Annotated in this window: 20 protein-coding genes; 16 read left to right on the top strand and 4 right to left on the bottom strand. The window is 40.6% G+C overall.

What is annotated here, in order from left to right:
* Positions 1–4: 4 nt before the first annotated feature.
* From LVD16_RS09260 to LVD16_RS09320, 13 genes are all read left to right on the top strand, one after another.
* The gene (locus LVD16_RS09260) at positions 5–1672 is read left to right on the top strand and encodes a glycoside hydrolase family 28 protein (protein WP_233773650.1); all 1668 of its coding nucleotides are present in this window, start codon (positions 5–7) and stop codon (positions 1670–1672) included.
* Between the two features lie 73 nt (positions 1673–1745).
* Positions 1746–2486 carry a rhamnogalacturonan acetylesterase gene (locus LVD16_RS09265; protein WP_233773651.1) on the top strand — a complete coding sequence of 247 codons (741 nt, stop codon included), beginning with the start codon at positions 1746–1748 and terminating at the stop codon, positions 2484–2486.
* 1 nt (position 2487) lies between these two features.
* The gene (locus tag LVD16_RS09270; protein WP_233773652.1) at positions 2488–3963 is read left to right on the top strand and encodes a right-handed parallel beta-helix repeat-containing protein; all 1476 of its coding nucleotides are present in this window, start codon (positions 2488–2490) and stop codon (positions 3961–3963) included.
* Between the two features lie 5 nt (positions 3964–3968).
* Entirely contained in the window at positions 3969–4769 is an 801-nt protein-coding gene (locus tag LVD16_RS09275; protein WP_233773653.1) for a rhamnogalacturonan acetylesterase, read from the top strand.
* A 3-nt stretch (positions 4770–4772) separates the two neighbouring features.
* Positions 4773–7235 (top strand): glycoside hydrolase family 95 protein, encoded by a 2463-nt coding sequence (locus LVD16_RS09280; RefSeq protein WP_233773654.1) that lies wholly within the window; start codon positions 4773–4775, stop codon positions 7233–7235.
* A gap of 1 nt (position 7236) precedes the next feature.
* The gene (locus LVD16_RS09285; RefSeq protein WP_233773655.1) at positions 7237–8229 is read left to right on the top strand and encodes a pectinesterase family protein; all 993 of its coding nucleotides are present in this window, start codon (positions 7237–7239) and stop codon (positions 8227–8229) included.
* Between the two features lie 20 nt (positions 8230–8249).
* On the top strand, positions 8250–9308 hold the full coding sequence (locus LVD16_RS09290; RefSeq protein WP_233773656.1) for an oxidoreductase: 1059 nt from the start codon (positions 8250–8252) through the stop codon (positions 9306–9308).
* Positions 9305–10243, top strand: coding sequence for an alpha/beta hydrolase (locus LVD16_RS09295; RefSeq protein WP_233773657.1), 939 nt, complete (start codon positions 9305–9307; stop codon positions 10241–10243). Before LVD16_RS09290 ends, LVD16_RS09295 begins: the two co-directional genes overlap by 4 nt.
* A gap of 129 nt (positions 10244–10372) precedes the next feature.
* On the top strand, positions 10373–14326 hold the full coding sequence (locus tag LVD16_RS09300; RefSeq protein WP_233773658.1) for a hybrid sensor histidine kinase/response regulator transcription factor: 3954 nt from the start codon (positions 10373–10375) through the stop codon (positions 14324–14326).
* 136 nt (positions 14327–14462) lie between these two features.
* Positions 14463–16505 carry a pectate lyase family protein gene (locus tag LVD16_RS09305; RefSeq protein WP_233773659.1) on the top strand — a complete coding sequence of 681 codons (2043 nt, stop codon included), beginning with the start codon at positions 14463–14465 and terminating at the stop codon, positions 16503–16505.
* A gap of 504 nt (positions 16506–17009) precedes the next feature.
* The gene (locus LVD16_RS09310; RefSeq protein WP_233773660.1) at positions 17010–17396 is read left to right on the top strand and encodes a VOC family protein; all 387 of its coding nucleotides are present in this window, start codon (positions 17010–17012) and stop codon (positions 17394–17396) included.
* A gap of 4 nt (positions 17397–17400) precedes the next feature.
* Complete coding sequence (locus tag LVD16_RS09315) at positions 17401–18396, top strand: Gfo/Idh/MocA family protein (RefSeq protein ID WP_233773661.1); 996 nt, start codon at positions 17401–17403, stop codon at positions 18394–18396.
* An 84-nt stretch (positions 18397–18480) separates the two neighbouring features.
* Positions 18481–19917, top strand: coding sequence for a bifunctional metallophosphatase/5'-nucleotidase (locus LVD16_RS09320; RefSeq protein ID WP_233773662.1), 1437 nt, complete (start codon positions 18481–18483; stop codon positions 19915–19917).
* A gap of 198 nt (positions 19918–20115) precedes the next feature.
* Here LVD16_RS09320 and LVD16_RS09325 read toward each other — a convergent pair whose 3' ends face one another.
* The gene (locus tag LVD16_RS09325) at positions 20116–20550 is read right to left on the bottom strand and encodes an acyl-CoA thioesterase (protein WP_233773663.1); all 435 of its coding nucleotides are present in this window, start codon (positions 20548–20550) and stop codon (positions 20116–20118) included.
* A 68-nt stretch (positions 20551–20618) separates the two neighbouring features.
* A complete protein-coding gene (locus LVD16_RS09330) occupies positions 20619–21653 on the bottom strand; it encodes a sodium:calcium antiporter (RefSeq protein WP_233773664.1) in 1035 nt (344 codons plus the stop codon).
* Positions 21654–21797: 144 nt separating this feature from the next.
* Here LVD16_RS09330 and LVD16_RS09335 point away from each other — a divergent pair, with 144 nt between their 5' ends.
* A complete protein-coding gene (locus tag LVD16_RS09335; RefSeq protein ID WP_233773665.1) occupies positions 21798–22385 on the top strand; it encodes a porin family protein in 588 nt (195 codons plus the stop codon).
* A 44-nt stretch (positions 22386–22429) separates the two neighbouring features.
* Entirely contained in the window at positions 22430–22858 is a 429-nt protein-coding gene (locus LVD16_RS09340) for a nucleoside deaminase (protein WP_233773666.1), read from the top strand.
* 113 nt (positions 22859–22971) lie between these two features.
* Here the strand turns inward: LVD16_RS09340 and LVD16_RS09345 are convergent, their stop codons facing one another.
* Positions 22972–24618, bottom strand: coding sequence for a UxaA family hydrolase (locus tag LVD16_RS09345; RefSeq protein WP_233773667.1), 1647 nt, complete (start codon positions 24616–24618; stop codon positions 22972–22974).
* A gap of 146 nt (positions 24619–24764) precedes the next feature.
* On the opposite strand from LVD16_RS09345, the gene LVD16_RS09350 reads away from it, so the two are divergent.
* Complete coding sequence (locus LVD16_RS09350; RefSeq protein ID WP_233773668.1) at positions 24765–25187, top strand: EVE domain-containing protein; 423 nt, start codon at positions 24765–24767, stop codon at positions 25185–25187.
* On the opposite strand, the gene LVD16_RS09355 is transcribed toward LVD16_RS09350, so the two are convergent.
* Positions 25184–25873, bottom strand: coding sequence for an NUDIX hydrolase (locus tag LVD16_RS09355; protein WP_233773669.1), 690 nt, complete (start codon positions 25871–25873; stop codon positions 25184–25186). The genes LVD16_RS09350 and LVD16_RS09355 overlap by 4 nt on opposite strands.
* Between the last annotated feature and the right edge of the window lie 274 nt (positions 25874–26147).

Here is a 26147-nt window from a genome sequence, read left to right on the forward strand (position 1 = left end):
ACTTATGAAGCTACTATATAGATTTTTTACACTCTTTTTGGTGGTATCGTTTTACTCAGCTTCCGGACAAACCATGGAGGATATCTATGCCGGTGTTGAGTTTGATATGCCAAAAGTACAGGAGCCGACTTTTCCTGATCACTCGGCTTCTATTACGGATTTTGGTGCTGTGGGAAATGGTATGCATGATAATACTGAGGCCTTTGCTAACGCAATCAATGCGGTTGCTAAGAAAGGTGGAGGTAAGGTTGTGGTGCCTAGAGGAGTTTGGTTAACTGGTCCCATAGTGTTTAAGAGCAATATTAACCTTCATACGGAAGCTGGCGCTCTGATCATATTTAGCGCTGATAAAAGCAAATATCCATTAATACAAACCAGCTTTGAAGGGCTGGATACTTACAGATCACAATCACCTATTTCTGGCGAGGGTCTGGAAAATGTAGCTATTACTGGAAAAGGAATTATTGACGGTTCGGGAGGCACCTGGAGACCAGTGAAAAAGAGCAAAATGTCTCCTTCTCAGTGGAAGGCCTTGGTAAAGTCTGGTGGTATTCTTAGTGATGATGAGAATACATGGTACCCAAGCAAAGCCTACGAAGAAGCCAATAAATTGACTCAGAACTTCAATGTTCCTCCTTTTAAAACCAAAGCAGAGTTTGAGGCGGTTAAGGACTTTTTACGACCTGTGATGGTAAGCTTTGTGAAATGTAATAAACTACTGCTAGATGGTCCTACCTTTCAAAACTCACCAGCATGGAACCTACATCCGCTAATGTGCGAAAATGTTATTCTCAGAAATCTTACTGTGCGTAATCCATGGTATTCTCAGAATGGTGATGGCCTGGATTTAGAGTCATGCAAAAATGCCTTGGTGTATAATAACTCCTTCGACGTAGGTGATGATGCTATTTGCTTTAAGTCAGGTAAAGATGCTGACGGTCGTAAGCGAGGCATACCTACAGAAAATGTTATTGTAAAGTATAACACGGTGTATCATGGTCATGGTGGTTTTGTAGTGGGCAGTGAGATGTCCGGAGGTGTGAAAAACGTTATGGTGTCCAAATGTACTTTCATCGGCACTGACGTGGGCCTTAGGTTTAAAAGCACAAGAGGCAGAGGCGGCGTAGTTGAGAACATCTACATATCAGATATTGATATGATTGATATACCTACCGAGGCTATCCGATTTAATATGTTCTATGGTGGTGCTTCTCCCATTCCAGAGGAAGGACAGGAAGCTATGGATATAGGTGAAACAGAAGCCGTGCCTGTAACCGAAGAAACGCCTTCATTCAAAAATATCTTCATGAAAAATATTACCGTAACAGGCTCTGGTACAGCAGCTTTGTTTCAAGGCTTGCCTGAAATGAAACTGGCCAATGTGAAGTTGGAAGATGCTGTTTTGGAAGCTAAAAACGGCATTACGATGATAGATGCTGACCAGCTGGTATTGAAAAATGTAAAGGTGATGAATGAGAAAGGTAAAACCATCACAATTTATAATAGCTCGAACGTGTCTTTGGATCATTTTACTTACGAAACCAAAACCACAGAAGCTATAAGAATACTGGGTACAGGTACAGACAAGATTAATATCACCAACAGCGATATTAAGGAAGATGCCATCAACCAGGGTAAGGAAGTAAAGAAAAAGGCGGTAAAGCTGAAATAATCAAGTTGGAGAGCAGTAAATATCCTGCTCTCCACTTTTCTGTAATACCTGAGCCCTTCAAAGACAGCTAATCATGAAAAACCTCATACTACTACTTTTACTCATACCTCTACAAAGCTTCTGGCAAGATGATGATATAACCATTTTTTTAGTGGCAGATTCTACCGTAGCTAATAAACCTTTCAAAGATGGCAATCCTGAAAAAGGCTGGGGACAGGTGTTCCCGCTGTATCTGAAAGAAGGAATTAAGGTAGATAATCATGCTGTCAATGGCAGAAGCACCAAGAGTTTTATGGATGAAGGCCGTTGGGATAAGGTCTTATCCTTGATGAAGCCGGGTGACTATGTGATCATTGAGTTTGGTCATAATGATGAAAAGATTAAGGACCCTTCAAGATATTCAGATCCGGATACCGCCTACAGAGCTAACTTAAAAAAGTACATAGCGGATGCCAGGGCCAAGGGCGGAAAGCCCATTTTAGCCACACCAATTGTAAGAAGAAAGTTTGATGAGAATGGTGTGTTCGTAGAGTCACACGGTAGATACCCTGAAGTGGTAAGAGAAGTAGCAAAAGAAGAAAAAGTACCATTGCTAGACCTGCAAAAAGAAACCAAGGCCTTATTGATGGCTTATGGTGAAGAAAGTTCAGCCAAATTATACTTGCACATAAAGCCCGGTGAGTACCCTTCTTTGCCTGACGGCAGAGATGATGATACGCATCTATCACCTTATGGGGCATTCAGAGTGGCAGATTTAGTGGTGGCCGAGATAAAGAAAAATTTACCTGAGTTGGAGAAATTTATTAAGGAATAAGATGAAATTAAATATAAAAATATACCAGCTATTATTAGCATGCATGGTCTTCACAAGCTGCGTGGCATGTAAGGACGAAAATTCTGATGATCTAAATAAATATGTTACTAGTGTTCAGCTCATTGGTAATGACATTAAAAACGGAACTAGCAGCCAGGTTTCAGCTATAATTTTACCTGAAGAGGCGGATGACCGATCAGTCACATGGTCGTCTTCAGATGAAGCTATTGCTACTGTAGATCAAAACGGATTAGTTACGGCTACAGCCAATGGGACCGTAACCATTACTGCCACCGCTAATGACCGTGGCTCTGTGAAAGGGACAGTTCAAATAACTATCAGCTCTTTCGAAGAAGAACAGGAAGCTACAGTTGTAGTGAATACATTAGCTGCTCTTATCACAGCCGTTGAAAATGCAGAAGCTGGAGATGTTATAGAAGTGGCAGCTGGCACTTATGCTTTTACAAGCAGATTAGATATCGAAGTTTCTGGGTCAGAGAGCAAGATGATTGTTTTAAGAGCTGCCGCAGATGGAGGCAGACCTAAATTTGACTTCTCTGCCATGTCTGAAAGTTCATCAAATCAGGGGGTAATTCTGAACGCTGATTACTGGCATATCAAAGGCATTGATTTTTATAAAGCAGGAGATAATGGCCTTAAAATTCAGGGAAGCAACAATATCATTGAGTTCTGCACTTTTTCAGAGTGTTCTGACAGCGGCCTTCAAATAGATAGCGGTGGTGCAAACAATACTATACTCAATTGTGATTCTTATTTCAACGCCGATTCATCCATTGAAAATGCAGATGGATTTGCTTGTAAGCTTACGGCTGGTACAGGTAATAAATTTATCGGTTGCCGAGCATGGCAAAACCTGGATGATGGCTGGGATGGATACCTCAGAGGGGCCGATAATATCACCACAACCTATGAAAACTGCTGGGCTATAAAAAATGGATACCTTAAAAATGGCACTCAGGGTGGTGGCGATGGTAATGGCTTTAAAACAGGTGGTAGTGACGATAAGCAGCTGAAACACAATGCAGTATACCATCACTGTTTGGCAGTAGGTAACACTGCAGATGGTTTTGATCATAACAGCAACCGTGGCACCGTAACTTTATTTAACTGCTCCGCCTATGATAATGGCAACAATCTCAATTTCAGTAATACCAATCCTCTGGAGAAACTCATCATTAAGAACAGTGCTGTACTGGGTACAGTGGGTTCATTAAATGCTACCAGCAAAGAGATTTCTAGTAACGCCTGGGATCTTGGAATTACCGTTTCTGAAGAGGATTTTGAGAGCATTGATATTGACCTTCTTTTAGCACCGAGAAAAGCTGACGGAAGCTTGCCAGATGTAGATTTCATGCGTTTGAAAAGCGATAGTGACATGATTGATAAAGGTGTGGATGTTGGCTTGTCATTTAATGGTGCAGCACCTGATCTTGGGGCATTTGAATCTGATAATTAACAGGCATGTATAGACCAATAATAGGAATACTGATTTATGTTACACTGATTATCACCGCTTTTACTTTTAAGAGCAAATCGATTACAGTGTACCTCATTGGTGATTCTACCATGGCGGATTATGCAGATAATTACGAGCCAGGAAAGGACTATATGAAAACCAGATACCCGGTTACGGGCTGGGGGCAGGTTTTTCAGCAATTCATGGTGGCTGATAGCCTTTTGCAAGTGAAAGGTATCATTAAATCGGATAGTGTGCTGGTGGATGATCGGGCAAGAGGAGGAAGAAGTACCAGAACCTTTTTTCAGGAAGGTAGATGGCGGAAAGTTTATCAAAACCTAAAGAAAAATGATGTGGTCATTATGCAGTTTGGTCATAATGATGCCGCAGATACAAAGCAGGAAAGGTATGTGGATGTAGAAGGCTACAAGGAGTTTTTAAGATTGTATGTGGAGCAAAGCTTGCAAAAAGGAGCTGTGCCCATTGTTTTAACTCCTGTTTGTAGAAATTACCCATGGGAGAATGGCCATCTGGAGAATGTTCATGGCGAATATCCTCAGGCCGCTAAAGATGTAGCTGCTGAATATAAGGTGCCATTGATAGATCTGAACCAATTGTCTATGGATGCATTTAGCAAAAAGGGTAAGGAATATGTGTCAGATCATTATTTTATGAACTTACCAGCCGGAAAATATGAAGCCTATCCGGAAGGCCAAAGTGATAATACTCATTTCCAGCCAGAGGGTGCTAAGGCAGTAGCTCAGTTGGTTTTTAATGCCATGAAAGAACTGAAACTAGACCATTAAATTATGCGCAAGATTCTGATTATATGCATTTTATATTGCTTTGCCATTCAGTTGGGCTATAGTCAGGAGAGTGATCTTAAACTATGGTATAACCATTCGGCTAATAATTGGAATGAAGCCTTGCCTATCGGCAATGGTAGGTTGGGAGCCATGGTTTTTGGAGGTACGGCAGAAGAACATTTACAGCTTAATGAAGAAACCATTTGGGCCGGGGAACCAGGTAATAATATACCTCCCGGCTTTGCAGAGGTGCTACCTGAAGTTCGTAAACTGATTTTTGAAGAGAGATATAAGGAAGCGGAAGCTTTGCTCATGACTCGTGTGCCCAGGCATGCTCCTGAAAATAATAATTATGGCATGCCTTATCAGCCAGCGGGGGATCTATTCATTAACTTCCCCGGGCATGACAATGTAAAAAACTATAAGCGGGATCTGGATATTGCTCAAGCCATGGCTTCAGTAAGCTATGAGGTGAATGATGTTACTTATAAAAGGGAGATTTTCTCATCTTTCGCAGATAACGTTATTATGGTGAGGCTAACTGCCAGCCGCCCTAAAAGTATTACCTGTAAGCTCAACCTTTCCACACCACAACTGCACCATCAGGTAGTGGTGGAGAAGGATGTCTTAAAACTCTCCGGAGTATCAGGCGATGTTGATAATAAGAAGGGTAAGATAAAATATACCTGTCTTGCTAAGCCAGTAGCTGAGGGAGGGAAGGTGAAATTCTCAGAAAAAAGCATCAGCATTGAACGTGCTAACAGTGTAACCATCTATATATCAGTATCTACCAACTTTGAAAGTTATAATGATCTGGGAGCTGACCCTGAAAATAAAGCCTTGTCTATTTTAAATGCGGCCCTTAAAAGGACTTACGCAGAAGCCAGAAAGGATCATATAACTGACTATAAGAAATACTTTGATAGAGTTAGCCTTACACTGAGTGAAAAGGCACAGTCAAATGAACCTACTAATGAGAGGCTAGCAAATTTTTCAAAAGAGCATGATTTATCATTGGTCTCATTGTACTTTCAGTATGGAAGATATTTGCTGATAAGCAGCTCACAACCAGGTACTCAGCCAGCTAATTTACAAGGTATCTGGAACGATCAGCTCTCTCCACCATGGGATAGCAAGTATACAGTGAATATCAATACGGAAATGAATTATTGGCCGGCAGAGGTGACCAACCTATCTGAAATGCATGAGCCGCTGTTTGATATGATAAAGGATCTGGCCAAAACCGGAGAGCAAAGTGCGAGAGAAATGTATGGAGCACGAGGCTGGAACATGCATCATAATACAGACATATGGAGAATGACCGGCCCAATAGACGGTGCGTTTTACGGTATGTGGCCTATGGGAGGCGCCTGGCTTACACAGCACATGTGGCAGCATTATCTATATACCGGCGATAAGGAATTTCTGGAAGAGGTGTACCCAATTCTTAAAGGAGCAGCACAGTTTTATGTAGATGTGTTACAGGAGGAGCCGTTAAACCATTGGCAAGTGGTAACGCCTTCCATGTCACCCGAAAACAGACATGCTGGAGGTACATCGTTGGCAGCCGGTAATACTATGGATAATCAGCTGGTATTCGATGTGTTTTCCAATTTTATTCAGGCCTCAGAGCAGTTGCAGAAATCTGGTCCTCTGGTGGCTGATGTAAATACAAAACTCAAGGAACTACCGCCTATGCAAACTGGCAAATTTGGTCAGCTGCAAGAGTGGATGAAAGACTGGGATGACCCGGGTGACAAACATCGGCATGTTTCACATTTGTATGGATTATTTCCGTCTAATCAAATTTCGCCCTTTTATCACCCTGAATTATTCAGTGCCTCCAAGAACTCCCTGGTACATCGCGGAGATAAGTCTACCGGTTGGTCCATGGGCTGGAAAGTCAATTTATGGGCCCGCCTTCTTAATGGAGACAGAGCTTTTAAACTTATTGAAGATCAGCTTACTCCAGCTATGGAAGGAGAAAGTGGCGAAGGCGGTGGCACTTATCCTAACCTGCTAGACGCGCACCCTCCCTTTCAAATCGACGGTAATTTCGGCTGTACATCAGGAATAGCGGAGATGCTTATGCAGAGTCATGACGGAAGTATTTATATACTACCTGCTTTGCCTTCTCAGTGGAAAAAGGGAGAAGTAAAAGGATTGGTGGCCAGAGGAGGTTTCGAAATAGATCTTAGCTGGGAAGACGGTAAAATAAAGCAGATAAGAATCACCTCAAAACTAGGAGGTAACTGTAGGGTGAGAACAGAATTTTCGCTTAAAATCAATAAAGGTCAATTAAAAGACGCTAGTGGCGACAATAGTAATCCACTCTATCAGACAGCCATGATAAAAGATCCGCTCATTAATTATCCAGATCAGATTGTGGAGAACAAAATACCTGAAACTCTGCTATATGACTTTGATACAGAAAAGGGAAGTACCTACGTTTTAGAATTGAAATAATATGATAAAATCTGTCTTTTACATACTGATTATTCAATGGATCTTTTGCTGGTCAGGTGAAGCTGTCAGCCAAAAGGTGGATTATCTGATTACAGTAGCAAAAGACGGCAGTGGTGATTATAGTTCCATTCAGGAAGCCATCAATAATACTAAGGCTTTTCCAGATAAAAGGATAACTATTTATGTGAAAAACGGCATCTATCACGAAAAAGTGAAGGTTTATTCCTGGAATAATATGGTCACCTTAAGAGGAGAAAACAGAGACAGCACCATCATAACCTACGATGATTATTTCAATAAAATAGATAAAGGACGAAACAGCACCTTCATGACTCCGACCCTTTTGGTTCAGGGAAATGATTTTATAATGGAAAACCTTACCATTGAAAATACTGCTGGTCCGGTAGGGCAGGCGGTAGCATTGGCCATTGAAGCAGACCGATGCGTTGTGAGAAAGTGCAGTATCAAAGGAAATCAGGATACGCTTTATACCGCAGGTGAGGGAGATAGGCAATATTTTTATAAGTGCTACATCGAAGGAACCACTGATTTTATCTTTGGCGAAGCCACCGTTGTATTTGATAAATGTGAAATACATAGTAAATCAGATTCTTACATTACTGCAGCATCTACGCCGGAGAATATTGAATTTGGCTATGTATTTATGGATTGCAACATCACCGCAGACCGAGGAGTTTCAAAGGTTTACCTGGGGCGTCCATGGAGGCCTTATGCCAAAACAGTGTTTATACATTGTAACCTGGGTGATTTTATAAGGCCAGAAGGATGGCACAATTGGTCTAAGCCAGATGCAGAAAAAACTTCGTTATATGCTGAGTATCAAAATAATGGAGATGGGGATCATCCAGATAAAAGAGTAAGCTGGTCTCATCAGCTAAGTAAATCAGAAGCAGAAAAGTATACTGTAGAGAATATTTTGGGAAGCAAATTAACCACTCAAGCAGAAGATTGGTTTAATAGAAAAGGGAATTAACTACAGTAAAAGAAATGACCATGAAGAATATAAAAGTAGGATTAATAGGCTATGGAATGGGAGGACGTGTTTTTCACGCGCCATTGATTCATTACGTGGAAGGCCTGGAGTTGGTGAAAATTAGAGAAACGCGTGCAGAGAATATATCCATAGCTAATGAGCGATATCCTAATGCCAAAATTGTATCTGATGCTCAGGAGATTATCCAGGATAGTGCTATCGATTTAGTGGTGGTAGCGGTACCGAATAAGGCACATTACTCCCTGGCCAAGGAGGCTTTGCTGGCAGGTAAGCATGTGGTGGTAGAAAAGCCTTTTACAGTGACCTCCAAGGAAGCCGATGAATTAATCGCTTTGGCTAAAGAAAAGCAAAAAGTACTGTCAGTATACCATAATCGCCGATGGGATAGTGATTTCATTACAGTACAGAAAGTATTGAAAGATGACAAACTGGGAAGATTGGTAGAGTTTGAAAGTCATTATGATCGGTTTAGAAATACCATCAGACCTAATACCTGGAAAGAGGAGGGGAGCCTGGGTACCGGACTTTTGTATGATTTAGGATCTCATCTTATTGATCAGGTGCAGGTGTTGTTTGGATTACCACATTCACTCACGGCCTTCATTTCTACGCAACGAGATAATGGTAATATTGCCGATAATTTTGAGCTTCTTCTTCATTACGATCAACTCAAAGTGACCATAAAATCAGGAATGCTGGTGAAAGAACCGCTGCCTAAATATATCATGTTGGGTACCAATGGTGCATTCGTAAAATATGGATTAGATGTGCAAGAAGCGGCCTTAAATGAACATACAAAATCCCTTGATGATGAAGACTGGGGTAAGGAGCCGGAAAATAAATGGGGAGTTATTCACTATGAAGAAGATGGTGAAGATTTTAGGTATCCGGTAAAAAGTGAACCTGGAAACTATCCGGCGTTTTACCAAAATGTCTATCAGGCTATTGTGGGGGAAGGTGAGCTTATAGTTACTCCTGAGCAAGCAAGAAATACTATTAGAATAATTGAATTGGCTATGCAAAGTCATGAAGAGAAAAGAACAGTGAAATTCGAATGAGACTTGTCTTTACCATATTGATTTTCATCTTCAGTGCGGTGGCCTTAAAAGCGCAAGATTATCCCAGGGATACTTCATACAATATCTATAGTGCCTATCTCAAATTGAAAAAGCACAACCCTGAGGTTACGCCTATAGAACCGTTTAATTACAAGAATATTAGAGAAAACTACAATGTTCCATATGTGGATGTAGGCCGTGAACTAACGGTAGATGTATTTTATCCTCTTGATAATTCTAAGCAATACCCTGCTGTACTGTTAATTTTCGGTGGGGGATGGAGCTCCGGTGAGAAGGCCAATCAGGTGCCTATGGCGCAAAGTCTTGCCAAGGCTGGCTACGTGGCAGTGGTGCCAGATTATAGATTAAGCCCTGAAATTGCTTATCCTGCAGGTGTTCATGATTTAAAAGCAGCTATCAGATGGATGAGGGCTAATTCTTCTGATTATCAAATAGATACAACACAAATAGCGGTGCTGGGATGCTCGGCAGGTGCTCAGTTGGCCACCTTATTGGGGGTAACTGGAGACCTGCCGCAGCTGGAAGGTGAAGAAGGAGATCTGAATCATTCCAGCAGTGTGCAAGCTATTGTGAATATAGATGGCATTGTGTCATTTATTCACCCGGAAGCGGAAGAAGGAAAATATGCGGCAAAATGGCTGGGAGGCTATAAAGATGAAGTTCCAGAGGTGTGGAAGGAGGCGTCGCCGCTTGAGTATGTAGATGAAAGCACACCACCGACGCTTTTCATCAATAGTGCACAGCCCCGGTTTCATGCGGGAAGAGATGATATGCTCAGCATTTTAAACAAACACGAAATATTCAACCAAACCCATACATTACCTGATTCTCCTCACTCTTTTTGGCTGGTTCACCCCTGGTTCGAACCTACCTTGAAGTATACTGTGGAGTTTTTAGATCATGTATTCAAATAAAAAGAGAATGTAGTATGTGATTGATTTTAAGGTACGCCTTATTTCGATGACGGATCTATTATTCTCACTTCTTTAAGTTGGCTCGCTAGATTTTTCTAATGACAGAATAGTCATTAGCGTTTGGTTGATATGCTTTTAGAAGTAATGAGAAGTCATATTATCCATATCATAGTTATCTTGCTATTTGCTGTAATTCAGGCTCATAGCCAGAATAATGACTACCAGTTTAGAAACTTTACTGCGGGGTTTAACTTCTCCGGAGATAACGTTCGCTGTGTCTATCAGGATAGCAAAGGCTTTATCTGGATGGGGCTCGAATCTGAAGGACTCTGCAAGTTTGATGGCAGTAAATACGAGGTGTTTTCTGAAAATATCGCCTCGAATTACATCAATGATATTAATGAAGATGCATACGGTAATATCTGGGTAGCCACTGAAAATGGGCTCAATATTTTACAGCAGGAGTCTTCCCGTTTCACCAATCCTACCGGTCGTTCTGATGAGGTTTTCATGCTTTTTAGAGATCAACAGGACAAAATGTGGGTGGGAGATGCCACAGGCTTATTTCAATATTCAGTTACAAAATCAGACTCAGGCTATAATTACAAGCAGGAAAAGCACTCCATTACTGAGAAGCTAAAAGGTGAAACAGTCTTGTCTTTCCTTTGGGAAGATTCTGTGTCATGCTGGATAGGTACTAAAAATGGCCTTTTTTATAATTCTCCTACAGTTTTCAAACAATGGAAATCATCTAATCATAAACCATTTGCTTTAAGCGACAACGAGGTACACTCAATTGTGCAGCTGGACAATAGAGATCTGCTCCTGGCTACAGATAATGGAGTCAATATCCTGAATCATAGTAACCTACAGGTACAAAGACTAGAATTTAAGAATAGTGGAGTTTACAACAATGGCAAGGTCGGCGTGGTGAAAATTCTTAAAAGTTCAGACAATATGATCTGGATCGGAACCACCACTTATGGCATTCTCACAGGTAAGCTGATAACATCAGAAAATGGTGTTTCTCAGTCTGATTTTAAAATTCCAGAACACATCACAGGCCTCAGTAGTGCTTATATCACTGATGTTATGGAAGATCAAAACCGCCAAATTTGGGTCTCTACTAAGTTTGGCGGTCTATTTATTCATGATAGAAGAGGGCAGATCTTTCGTCACTATGAGCTAGATGAACAGGAAAATCAAAGCTTTATAATATCGGTTGCTGAGGATAATGAAGGTCAAATTTGGTTGGGAACACGAGAGGCTGGGTTGGTCAGGTTCAACCCTAACCAGAGTACTTATCAAAAAGTGGAGGTGTTTCAGAATGGTGAGGAGGTACGCAGAATTGAGAGTTTATTCTGCGATAGTGAGGGAAAACTATGGATTGGTCATAAAAAGGGTATCAATAAGTTAGATCCCAAAACACTGATGAGTGAATATTTTAATTTGCCCAAAGTCATATCAATTGCAGAAGGGATTGATAAAATATGGGTAGGTACCACGGCAGGATTATTCACATATACTAAGGATCTGGATTTTACCAGATTTAAATCCTCTCAGGTACTTTTTGATAAGGCTGATGTTAAATTTTCAAAGCTACTTTGGGATAATTCGAGCACTTTCTGGCTGGGCACCAATAGTCATGGGTTATACCAGTATTTTATTCAAAAAGACAGTTTATCACATGTTAATACCAATGATCTCGCCAATGCCACCATAAGGGAGCTTTATCAGGACAGCAAATCTAACATTTGGATTGGCACCAAGTCCTCAGGTTTATACCGTTATGAAAAAGGTGATTTTCAGTATTTTACAATTAAAAATGGACTTCCGAGCCACACTATCTTTTCGGTGCTGGAAGATAATGCTGGTAAAATATGGCTTACCACTAATAAGGGAGTTTCAAGATATGATCCATCCATAGAAGAGTTTAGAAATTTCAATAGCTATCATGGCCTTCAGGGAAATGTGTTTGAGAAAAATGCCGCCATAAAACTCCAGTCTGGATTTTTGTTAATGGCAGGAAATAACGGCTTTAACCTTTTTGATCCTCAGAAAATTAACATTGAAAATTTCACGCCACCATTGGTGATTAATGCCTTAAAGGCGAATGGCCAATTGGTCATAAAAGATGCTTTCTATAATCAGAGCCTCCAGTTGCCTTATGATCAAAACCTACTCTCTCTGGAATTCTCAGCTTTAGATTATCGTGATATTGGTGCTTTGAAGTATAAATACAGACTTCTGGGCTTGGATAATCAATGGTCTGAGGCTGGTAACAAAAATACAGTAACCTATTCTAATCTTGAACCTGGCATTTATTCCTTTCAGGTTTTCTCTACCGATGCAGATGGCAAATGGACGGATAATCTCATAAGTCTGGAAATTGAAATAGCCTCACAGCCATGGCTTTCCTGGTGGGCCAAGCTTTTATATGCAATAGCGTTAGCCGCAATCGTATTTCTGGTATATTGGGTGATTGCCCAGCGCGTTAAATATCATCAGAAAATGAAATTGAAAGACATGGAACTGAGTCATGTCTCAGAAATGAACGATCTGAAAATCAATTTCTTTACCAACATTTCTCATGAATTGAGAACGCCATTAACACTAATTATGACACCGCTAGAGAGGTTGCTCAATACTTATAAGGATGAGTCCATAACCAGCCATGTGAAAATGGCGCATGCCAGTGCCAAGAAACTACTGAATCTTACTGACCAGCTTATTGATTTCACAAAGATCGAGCATGGAGCCATGCAGCTGCAAGTACAGTTAGTAAAGGTAAAGGAGTTTTTTGATCAGCTTATCATGCCCTATTCAGATTATGCAAGAAGTAGAAGTGTGGATTTGAAGGTGCAGATTTTTAATCAGGAGCAGGAAGCTTTATTAGATGTAGATAAGGTGGAAAAGGTGTTTAATAATTTGATTATCAATGCTTTAAAATATACTCAATCTGGTGGAGAGATTATCTTAACTATTGAGGCTGATGCATACAATTTAACTTTTAGCATTAGCGATACAGGAAAGGGTATAAGCCAGGCTAATCTTCAGCATATTTTTGATAGGTATTATCAAGTGAATACCCTGCAGCCTGGAGGTGGAATTGGACTAGAATTGGTTTACAACCTGGTGAGCTTGCATAAAGGGAAAATTCAGGTGGAAAGTGAAGAGGGAAAGGGGAGTACTTTCACCGTGAGCCTACCAATAGGTAGCGAAAGTTACGGTGATGATGAAGTGAAGCGGGAACCAGGTGTCCTAAAATTTCAAGGCTTTATTGAAGGTGATTTTAAAAGAGAATACGAGATTGAGAAAAGAGAATTATCGAATGAAGCTTACAAGATTTTAATTGTTGATGACAATCAGGAGCTGTTACACATGTTAGCTGAAACCTTTTCAGATAAGTTCTTTCTAGATATAGCCGCTAGCGGCGAAGAAGCATGGAATATCATATTGAAAGAGGCGCCTGATATTGTAATTACTGACATAACCATGGCTAATGGAGATGGATTGGAACTGTGCCGACAAGTGAAGGAAAATGTGGATACAAACCATATCCCTGTGATCTTACTCACGGCAAGAAGCATGACCGATCAGCAGTTGGAAGGATTTGGTTCTGGAGCCGATGCTTATGTAGTAAAACCGTTTGACCTGGCCATATTGGAGGCACAGATTTATAGTCTGATAGAGAATAGAAGAAGATTATGGAAACATTATAATGGTCAATCTACCGAAATAGAGATTACGGAGAATCCATTAGATGATCATTTCCTGAAAAAGTTAGCTGACGTTATTAGAAAAAATTATACAGATCCTGACTTTAGCGTGGAGGCACTGGCCTTTGATTTGGGAATGAGCCGTAGTCAACTGTTTAGAAAGCTGAAAAGCCTAACTAACCAAACACCTTCAGAATATCTATACGCATACCGAATAAGAAAAGCATCTGATTTACTCAAAGAAGGCAGACTGGGAATAGCTGAAATAGCCTACAAAACTGGTTTTAGTTCGCCTAATTCTTTCACCAAAACCTTCAAAAAACACCTCGGTATTTCTCCTACCAAATACTCTAAAAACTACTGAAATTGGTGAATGGCACTTCTGTTCATGTGTGCACCCTCCATTCACTTCATTCAACCCACGGTCATACATTTGGCATTTCTAATCATATGCGTACTGGTACATTTATTCCCATTATGTTTAATCTAAACACATGGAAATGAACGCTACAAACAAAAAATCATGGTTGGCTACTGTGTTATTAGCTATGCTTTTCTTCCCCGGATTTGCATCCGTAGAAAAAGCAAAGCACAGCACAGAGACCAACGATCTTCTATTTGCTACTACCAGAATAGAGGATTCAGACGCAGGTACTGTCTCGTATGACGGTTCTTTGAAATCATATAGCGCCGCCAGCAATGGTAAAGCTATTAACCTTTCTAACGATCAGGGTAAACAAATTGTGTGGAGTTATAATGCCAGTTCTAGTGGCAGCCATACGCTTACTGTAAGGTATACGCGTAAATCAAGCATGAACCCATCAGTAAGTATAATAGTAAATGGCTCATCGCAAACATTAAATCTGCCCGTTACCTCAAGTTCTTCTTTTGCTACAGCCTCTCTTTCAGCTTCACTGAGTAGCGGTAGTAATCAGATCATTCTTCGTACCAATGCAGGTAATGAAAGCGCTGACATAGACTGGATTGAAATCAGTGATGGTGGCAGTGGTGGAGGAGGCGGAGGAGGTTGCACACCAACCTCGATTACGCCTTATCTTCAAGTGAATGGAGGCTCTTGGCAGCAAGGATCTAGTGTAACTATTAATGCAGGATCATCTGTTAAATTTGGTCCTCAGCCTACCAGCGGTGGTTCTTGGAGCTGGAGCGGATGTGGTACATCAGGCTCTTCCCGTGAGCAAACGGTTAGCCCTTCAAGTTCATGCACAGCCACGGCTACTTACACCAATAGTCAGGGATGTACTAGCACCCAAAGCTTCACTGTTACTGTAAACGGTAACAATGGAGGCGGAGGTGGCGGCAATGGCGGTGATGCCAACTATGATATCATAGGCTGGGCCACACAAGCCGGAGGTACTTCTGGTGGTCAGGGTGGTGTAACTGTAACTTGCTCTACAGGAGATTGTATCCTGAACGCGATTGATCAAAAGAAAGACGGAGTGATCACTCAGCCACTCATCATTTTCGTAAATGGTACCATTACATCTTCAAACACATCAGCTTCAAAAATTGATGTTAAAGAGGTGAGAGATGTTTCCATTATAGGAGTAGGCTCTAGAGGTATATTCAATGGTATTGGTATTAAAATCTACAAAGCAGGAAATATAATCATTCAGAATGTGGCAGTGCACCATGTGAACATTGGTGATAAAGATGCCATAAGTATCGAAGGTCCTGCTGATCACATTTGGGTAGATCACTGTGAGCTTTATGCTGAATATCAAGGAGTTGGTAAAGATTACTATGATGGTTTGCTAGATGCTAAGAAAAACTCTGAGTATATCACCTACTCATATAACTACCTGCATGACAGCTGGAAAACTATGCTCGTAGGTAGCAGTGATAGTGATAACTACGACAGGAAGATTACTGCGCACCATAACTATTTTGATAATTGTAATTCCAGAATGCCACTGTTCAGATTTGGAAATGGCCACTTTTTTAATAACTACTATTCTGGTGTAGCTTCTACCGGATTGAACTCAAGAATGGGAGCCTGTTTGAGAGTAGAAAATAACTATTTCAAAAACTCTCAAAACCCAATAGTTTCAGCCTACAGTGATGATCCTGGAGGCGTTGATGAATCAGGTAGCATCTTTGATAATGTGACCTGGGCATTGTCAGGAGATGTTGAAGAGCCTTATGATTGTAATGCTTACATTCCATACTCTTACAGCTCATCATTAAACAGTACCTCACAAGTACCATCAGTGGTTGTAGCCAATGTAGGTATCGGAAAAATTTCAGGTAGCTCCAGAAAGGCGAGTAGTGTAAATGATGCTGTATTAGAAAGTGAGTTCAGCGCTTACCCTAACCCTGTACTTAATCAGATTACCGTTACCATCCCTGAGTACAAAGGCGATGAGCAGATTAGAATAGTGAATATTATAGGAGTAGAGGTGATGAATGTAAAAGCCACCTCAGCTCAGCCCACGTTAGACATCAGCGACTTCAAACCAGGTAGTTATATCATGCAGGTGAAAACCGAAGGACATACCTACCTAAGAATGATTGTGAAGGAATAGATTACAGTTGTGGAGTTTGTAAAAAGCCATCCCACGAAAGTGGGGTGGCTTTCTTATGTATCACCAATTTTTCCTCTGAGGCTCACAAAAGCAAAGCAACCACATTTGCCTTTTCGCCCTCGTTTGTGCCCCCACAAACGAACCTACTATCCATCATAAGTTAAAGCTCTCTCCATCGAATCTCCCTGCCTTGGCCTTTGTTGGAGTTATCTCCAACAAAACTACTGACTGACCCCATCCTGCTTAGCCACTAAAACATCCCCGTCGCCCTAGTTTGTGTCCCCACAAACGAAACTACTATCTTCTACGAGCAACGTATCTCCACCAAAACCATCAGCCTTTGTTGGAGTTATCTCCAACAAAACTACCGACTGACCAGGCCCTGCTTAGCCACTAAAACATCTCAAATCCCACCCTTATAAGCATTATTAGTTTACATGAAAAGCTTATTGCACTCCACCTATTTTATCTATAGTTTTAAACCTGAATTATGAACCTTTAACAATGAAATTAGAACACTTTGCTGTAAACGTGAAAGAACCATTAGCCATGGCAGACTGGTATGTGGAGCATATGGGAATGACCATAGTAAAACAGCTGAAAGATAGCCCATACATGACTTTTCTGGCCGATGATAGCGGACAAATAATGATTGAAATATATGGTAATCCCTTGGCCGTAGTGCCAGATTATGCTAATCAGCATCCACTAATCGTTCACCTGGCCTTTGTTTCTGAAAATCCAGATGAAGATAGCCAGAGGCTACAGCAAGCTGGTGCGATTGAGCTTACTAATGATAAAATGGAAGATGGCTCACACCTGATCATGATGAGAGATCCATGGGGTCTGGCACTTCAGCTTTGTAAGAGAGGTGTACCAATGCTAAAATAATCACATGAAAAAGATAGTTGATTCAGAAGTAGTTTGGGGAGTAATAGGAGCCGGCGACGTGTGTGAGAAGAAGAGCGCTCCTGCCATGAATAAGATCCCTAATTCACGAATAGGTGCCGTTATGAGTCGGAACGAGGAGCGAATAAAAGATTATGCTTCTCGCCATCACATCCAGAAATGGTATACAGATGTTGATCAGCTCCTCAACGACCCTGAAATCAACGCTATCTATATCTCTACCCCACCAATTTCTCATGCAGCACTAGCCATAAAGGCGGCTCAGGCCGGAAAGCCAGTTTATGTGGAAAAACCCATGGCCCGTACGTATGCCGAATGTATGGAAATGATCTCAGTTTTTACTGAGGCTGATTTACCATTATATGTGGCTTATTACAGACGAGCACTACCTAATTTCTTAAAAGTAAAAGAATTGATAGATAACGGTGAAATTGGTGATGTTAGAACCGTTAGTATTGAAATGTACAAGGCATCAAACACCGACACGGTAGCTCAAACAGCTCATCCATGGCGTTTGGATCCTGATGTTTCCGGAGGTGGCTATTTCCATGATCTAGCCTCTCACCAGATGGACCTTATGAACTTTTTATTAGGCCCGATGCACGACGCACATGGCTACTCCGTTAACCAGTCACAAAGTACAAAAGCTGATGACGTAACTACTGGTACATTCAGGTTTGAATCAGGTATTCTGGGGGTGGGTAGTTGGTGCTTTAATGCATCTCAAGCCTCTGAAAAAGAGCTTACTACCATAATCGGCAGCAAAGGAAAGATAGAGTTTGCCACTTTTGATAATACTGATGTCATAGTGACTACAGAGCAGGGAAGAAGCACTCTACAGTTTACGATGCCCGAGCATATTCAGCAGCCGTTGATAGAGCAGGTGGTGGCAGATTTATTAGGACATGGAGTATGCAACAGCACGGCAGAGACCGGAGCCAAGGCTAGTTGGGTTTTAGATAAGATGACCGGCGCACTTTAGTAAATGTTAAGAATTAATTAACAACGTTTTATATACAGCTTTAATTAAATATCAGCATCATTGCTGGTCTATATTCAAACTATCATGAAATTACAGCACTTATTAATCATCTCATCATTTGCATTCCTCTCTGCTTTCAGTTGCAAAAAAGATAAAACTGATGATCCCCAACCACAGGATAGCACAGAAGTAAACGACTCTCTCACCATCTTCTTCATGAACGATATGCACGGCGAGATTAAAAACTTCGCCAAAGCAAAATACATCATTGATAAAGAAAGAGAAAAGTCAAAGGTATTAGTGGTTTGTGCTGGAGATATATTTTCTGGAAACCCTGTGGTGGATCAATACGATCCCAAAGGTTTACCTATGGTAGATATGCTCAATGAGATAGGAGTAGATGTGGCAGTGTTGGGTAATCATGAATTTGATTATGGTATAGAAACGTTAAAAGATCGCATGGCTCAGGCGCAATTTAGTTGGATATGTGCAAACATGGATGTACAACAGTCCGTGTTGCCTCAAACAGAACCATATGCCATAAAGACATTGGAAGATTTGAAAATAGCGGTATTAGGTGTGGTAGAAACAAACGGTAAACCCGGCGATACTATTCCTCTTACGCACCCGTGGAGAGTAACTGATCTAAAGTTCACGCCATTTGAGAATGAATTGCCAAAATATGAGACATTGAAAGAAGATGAAGGGGCTGATTTATATATGCTCTTAACGCATTTGGGCTCTTCGGTGGACACTAAGATCGCCAACGAGCATAAGGAATTTGATCTCATTGTTGGTGGTCACTCTCATGAAAAAATAGATAAGAAAATAGGCGGAACACCTGTGGTGCAAGCTGGAGCTAATTTTAGTCTTCTTGGTAAGTTGAATTTGGTGATAATGGATGGTGAAATATTGAGTAGTAGCACTACCTTCATTGAATTAGATAAAGAAGACAATATTGATCAGGAGTTACAGAATAAAATAGATGATTTTATGGCAGGAGTAAACCTTGATAGTGTGGTTGGATATTCTCAAAACAACATGCCTAAAAGTGCTATGGGCTGTTTTTATACAGATGCTTTAATGACTTACCTCGGCACCGATATGGCCTTACAAAACACAGGTGGAGTAAGATCTGTATTTGATGCTGGTGATATTACCACAGGAGAAGTATTTGATATGGATCCATTTGGTAATAAATGCGTTACCTTCAAAATGTCAGTAAAGGAACTGGAAAATTTCTTTGTCCAAAGCAACCAGGGCTTTTACGTTAGCGGACTTACCTTTGGAACCGATAATACAGGATTTGCTCTAATAGATATGAATGGCCAGCCTATGCCAGAAACAGATTCCATTAAAATCGGAGTAAACGACTATATCCCAGCCGTATTTGATAACTTCTTCCCCTACGAAAGAGCCAACCTTCAGGAATTAACCACCGCCGAAGCCATAGTTAATTACCTGGAAACAACCGAAGCACCAATAGACTACAACGGCTGCAATAACTATCAGTCTTATTAGTGAATAGTATTGAGTAAATAGATTTAAGTATCGAGTAAATAGATTTGAGTATTGAGTAAATAGACCTGAGTATTGAGTACTAAGTAATTAGATGTAGGCATTAAAACCATAATGAGCAACTAATAACCAATAACCCAATAACCCAATAACTAAATAACCTAATAACCAATAACTCAATAACCTATAACCAATAACCAACTACCCAACAACAAACTCCTCATCCTTCGGAAGAGTCATAAACTTCTCCGCCAGCTCCTCCGGAAGAACAGCTAGTTTGCGTTGTACCAGGTCGAGCCAGGCGCCGTCTACATTAATTTGGGCAGCTTTCACGCCATCGCTGCGGAATACTTCATGCTTTATGCTCCAGCGGGAGCCGTCTTGTCTGCATTTAACCAGGTCTGCGGTAATGGTGATGATATCATTAGGGGCTACTTCTCTCAGGTATATCATTTCTTCTCTGAATAAGATTGGTCCTATTTTTAATTTTTGAAAAGTGGCCATATCAAAGCCAATGTTCTGTAGTGCTTGCACACGAGCCTGGGCTCCAAAATCCGCGTAAGCAGAATGTCTTAAATGTTGGTTAGCGTCTATTTGTGACCAAAGGATTTTAAAAGAATAGGTAATGTTACTCATAATGAAAAAATGTTATGCATGACGAGTAAATATAAAACAAATAAAAATGAACTAAAAGAATACGCAGGTTAAGCTGCCTGACTTTCTCTTAGCCAGGACATATCTCCAAAGGTTTCTAGAATCATCCATAAAACGAACAGAGCATAGACTATCAGTAATATCCAACTCTCTAAATGGTTGATGCCCAGCTTGGTGCGCATCATAGCAAAGAGTAAAATGGTTGCGAAAGTAAGAAATAGCATGAGCGGCACGGCCAGAGCAAAATCAATTTCAGAACTTCCCGCAATAAGTACACCTACCGGTATGGCAACTAATAAATCAAAAATATTGCTGCCAATTACATTGGCCAAGCTGATCATACCTTTACCATGTCTGGCCATTTTTACACTTACAAAAGCATCTGGTATACTAGTGGCTGCTGCTATTACCGTGATACCCCAGAAAAAACTAGGGGTATTCAGATATTCTCCCAGAAATAATGAGCCTCTCACCAGCCCCTCTACGCCAGCCACAATCAGTACCAGGCTACCCAGAAGTTTCAACCATTCTTTGCCAGGTTTTATATCACTAACGTCATGATCGTCCGTTCCTTCCTTTTGATAATCAGATGTTTCCTGCTGTTGTAGGAAGATGTAAAGCACATACAAGAGCAACGGTATTAGCGCAATTGATCTGGTCATTTCGCCTACCAGTTCTTTGCCTTCTACCGGATTATAGATCACCGCCAAGGAAAAAGTTAACAACAAAACGGCAACAGAAGTAATGTAAAATTGAGCGTCTTTATAGATCAGAATACGGTCTGCGTCAAGCTTTTTAGATACCAGGCCCGAGAGTGCGGGTATCATTAAAATATTAAAAATGGCAGATCCTACAATAGCGCCCACACCCAGTTCAAACTCACCGTGAATTAACGTAGATAACACAGTGGTAGATAATTCTGGAAAGCTTGAACCAATGGCCGTGATGATGGCACCCTGGACAACCTCAGGTAATTTATAGTAGGAGGCAAGCTTTTGAGAGCTGGTTTCTAACAAGTCACTGCTCTTCCAAACTACTATGGTAGAGATTATGATTACTACGATGTAAATGATCAAAGAAGTCAAGATAATCTGGGTTGATTTACATGTAATAACCTTTGAGAGACCAATGGGTTTATAATTTTTTAAGTAGTTCCTTTTTCGGGGTTACAATTAACATGGGCAGATCAATAAATGGTCTAACGATAAAACCAACTAACGTATTTTAAAATGAAAAGAACCTTACTTGCAGCTTTCATAGCTATAGTATGTATTTCTACCAGTCAGGCACAAGTTTCTGGTGGAGCAAAGGCGGCTTTAAACATTGCAACTACTGTTTCCAAAGATGGAACACATCATGCAGATGCCAGATTAGCGCCAACTTTAGGCGGCTATTTGAATATCAACTTATCCAACGGGTTTGCTTTTCAGCCTGAATTGTTATTCTCATTTCAGGGGTCGAGATGGGAGGCTAATGGACATACTTACACGCGTAACTATGTGTATTTAAATGTTCCTTTAATGCTAGAATATCATGTAGGTAAAGTTTTTTATTTGGAAGCAGGTCCTCAATTGGGCTTTTTGGCCATTGCCAAGTTCAAAGATAAATCAGATGGACATGTGGAAATTACTGATCAGAAAGGTAATATGAACGGAACTGTGGTAAGTCTTAATCTAGGTTTAGGGCTTGATTTTAATAAAATGCATTTTAACCTGAGACATTGCTTTGGCTTATCAGACATATATGATCACGACTATTATGATGATCCGGTAAGAAATTCGGTCTACCAATTAGGCATAGGTTACAGATTATTCTAATAAATTAGGGGTATTTCAAACGAGATACCCCTAATTATTTATATATGGATTTTTATAAAGAAGCATTAAACCAGGCCAAAAAAGGCCTCCATGAGGGCGGAATTCCTATTGGAGCAGTACTGGAGAAAGACGGGCAGATTTTAGGACAGGGGCATAATCAGAGGGTTCAGCAAAATAACCCCATTCTTCATGGCGAGATGGACTGCATACAAAATGCTGGCAGACAGAGCTCTTATGAAGGAGCCACCATGTATACCACTTTGAGCCCGTGCATGATGTGCACCGGGACTATTCTTCAATTTAAGATCAAGAAAGTAGTAATTGGTGAGAATGTAAATTTTGAAGGCAATATTCCCTTTCTGGAATCACAAGGGGTGGAGGTAGTACTTTTAAATGATAGTGAAACCATCGAAATGATGAGCACCTTCATCAAAGAAAATCCTAAGCTGTGGAATGAAGATATTGCTGAATAGGAGAGGTAAGTATTCTTGATCAATGAACCCAATCTAAAAAAGGCTTTTAAAGGATTGTCATAAAAAAAGCCACTCCTTTTACAGAGTGGCTTTTCAATATGGATCGATGTAAATTAAAGCGAAACACCTCGCTTCCAGGGTATGAAATCAGCCTGATCTAATTGCATAGCCTTGGTTTTAACATTTCCGCTGGCGACCTCAATGATATGATCTAATAAAACTGTTCCCATTTCTTCAATAGTTTTCTCACCAGCAATGACAGGTCCTGTATCTACATCAATGATGTCCGGCATTTTCTCAGCTAATTTAGTATTGGATGATACTTTGATTACCGGGGTCACAGGGTTTCCCGTAGGTGTACCTAAACCGGTGGTGAATAATATTATGTTAGCGCCAGAACCAGCCATGGCTGTGGTGCTCTCAACGTCATTTCCTGGGGTACAAAGCAGGTTTAAGCCCGGTTTGGTAGCATATTCAGTATAATCCAAAACGTCAACTACCGGTGATGTACCTCCTTTCTTTGCTGCCCCTGCTGATTTAATAGCATCGGTTATAAGGCCGTCTTTAATATTTCCAGGGCTAGGGTTCATATCAAAGCCTGATCCAACTGCCTCAGCAGCGTGGGCATAAGCCCTCATAAGCGATGAGAATTTAGTGGCTATATCATCATTCACGCAGCGATTGATCAATTCCTGCTCCACGCCACATAATTCCGGAAACTCTGAAAGAATAGATTTTCCTCCCAACTCCACAATAAAATCAGACACCTGACCTACAGTAGGGTTAGCAGATATACCAGAGAAACCGTCTGATCCACCACATTCTAACCCAATAACCAACTTGCTGAGAGGTGCTGGTTCTCTCTTTTGCTTGTCAGCATCAACCAATGCCAGGAATGTCTTTCTAATGGCTTTAGCCAGCATTTCCTGCTCGGTACCTTCCTGCTGTTGCTCTAAAATGATAACGGGCTTAGACTGGTTTGCATTGATTTTGTTAAGCTTCTCCTGCAAAATGCTGATCTGTGCATTTTGGCAGCCCAGGCTAAGTACGGTTGCACCGGCCACATTAGGATTATTAATATATCCAGCCAATAGGCCACAAAGCATTTCAGAGTCTTGTCTTATGCCGCCACAGCCACCTTCGTGAGTCAAAAAGCGAATGCCATCTACGTTTTCAAATAGCCTTGTTTGCTGGGCAAGTTCAGTTTCCTGAAAGGCCAGCGTTTCTATCTCTGCTGTTTTGCCAGACTGGTAAAGGTCTACCATTTGCTGTACATATGACTTATATACATCCTGATGGCCAAAGCCAAGCTCATCCATAAAGGCTTGCTTGATGGTATTTACATTTCTGTTTTCACAGAAGACCAAAGGTATTACCAGCCAATAATTGGCTGTACCTACCTGACCATCAGCTCTATGATAACCCATAAATGTTTTGCCTTCCCATTTACTCACATCAGGTCCAGACCATTGAAACTGACCTGTCCTTTCCGTAAAGCCAGAGGCTTCATGTTTTACATTAGCGGTGGTAAGTACTTCACCCTCAGGTATCAACTCCACTGCCTTACCCACCAGATTACCGTACATAAGTATTTTATCACCTTCATGAAGGTCTACTTGTGCAAATTTGTGCTTGGCGGGTACATCATGAATTAATGTGATGTCTTTTCCCTCATATTGCACTGTTTCCCCTGCTTTCAGGTCATCTAGTGCCACCAGAACATTATCCTTAGGATGAATTTTTAGTAATCTGTGCGCCATATCTCTCTGATTTATGTGCAATCGATTGCACATTACAATTATACAAATATTTTATGGAATACAAAATTCTTTTCTGCACGTGTAAAAAAATGTTCATTCTTACTTTAGTTTTAGAAAGGATCTTTATTAACTTATCCGCCAAGCATATGAAGAATTTTATAATAGTTGTATCAAAAGATCATGCAGAGCGTGGTAAGCAGGCCGGGTTTGTACAGTCCGGGCATGGGAATAAGTTTTTCCTTAACAGAATGTCTAAAGGAGACCATGTGATTTTCTATGCCTCAAAGAAGAAAAATGGAGATACAAAGCCCTATCAAAAATTTACTGCCATAGCCAAAATTATGGATGATGAGCCTTTTCAAACTGAGGTGTCTGATACTTTTAAGCCCTGGAGGCGTAAAGCAGAATATGTGAAAACGTCAGATCAGGACATTCAGCCATTAATAGATAAGCTAAACTTTATACCACTGAAAAATAAATGGGGACACCCTTTAATGTCAGGCTTTGTAGAAATAGGGCAGGAAGATTTTGAGCTGATAGCTTCTAATATGGAGGTTTCAGAGTCTTAAACTTTGAAAGAAAAACCGTCCATGACCTTCTCCTTGTATTTTTGCTCATCAAACTTGAACAGGTAAGAACCTTTCTTGGAAGAGGTCATGTCCTTTTCATCAAGCCTTAGGAGTAAATCCATTCCATTGATCTTTTTAGTGAAGTTCCTTTTATCCAGTGTTTGATCATAGATGGCTTCATACAATTTCTGTAGTTGCCTCATAGTAAACTTTTCGGGAAGAAGCTCAAAACCAATGGGTTGAGTGGCTGTTCTGTATCGTAGTCTGCGTATGGCATGCTGTACCATGGCATCATGATCGAAAATAAGCTTCGGCATGTCTTTTAAGCTAAACCACTTAGCAGAATGGCTCTCCGTTAATTCTTTATCATGATCATTCAAATTGATCAAAGCGAAATAAGCAACTGAAATGGTCCTTTCCACCGGGTCTCTATCTAGCTCACTGAAGCTGTAGAGCTGCTCCATGTATACATCGTGTAAACCAGTGAGGTGAGTAAGAACGCGGCTGGCAGCTTCGTTGAGGGTTTCATTTTGCTTAAGGAAACCACCCATAAGAGACCATTTACCTTTTTCCGGCTCAAAATCCCTTTTGATAAGTAATAGTTTTAACTCTTCGTTATCAAAGCCAAAAATTATACAGTCTACCGCTAATAGAGTTTTATCCTCGTTCTTGTACTGGTTGATCATTAGGGTACAAAAAAATTAAATCTGAGCTTCAAAAACCAGTAAAACACAGAAATATTCATTTAATACAGAGATTGACGAACCTTTGACGTAATCTGACACTAATCACCCTAATCTTACCAATATCTTCTAAAAGTTATAATATCAATCGATTTAGATTATCAATAATCATAATTACAATCGATTACACATAAAATATTTTCAATAAGTACTTGATTATATGATAAATCTTTAAGTTATTTATAAATGTATAAAATACACTTAATATTTTATCACT

Source organism: Fulvivirga ligni (genome assembly GCF_021389935.1).
GTDB lineage: Bacteria > Bacteroidota > Bacteroidia > Cytophagales > Cyclobacteriaceae > Fulvivirga > Fulvivirga ligni.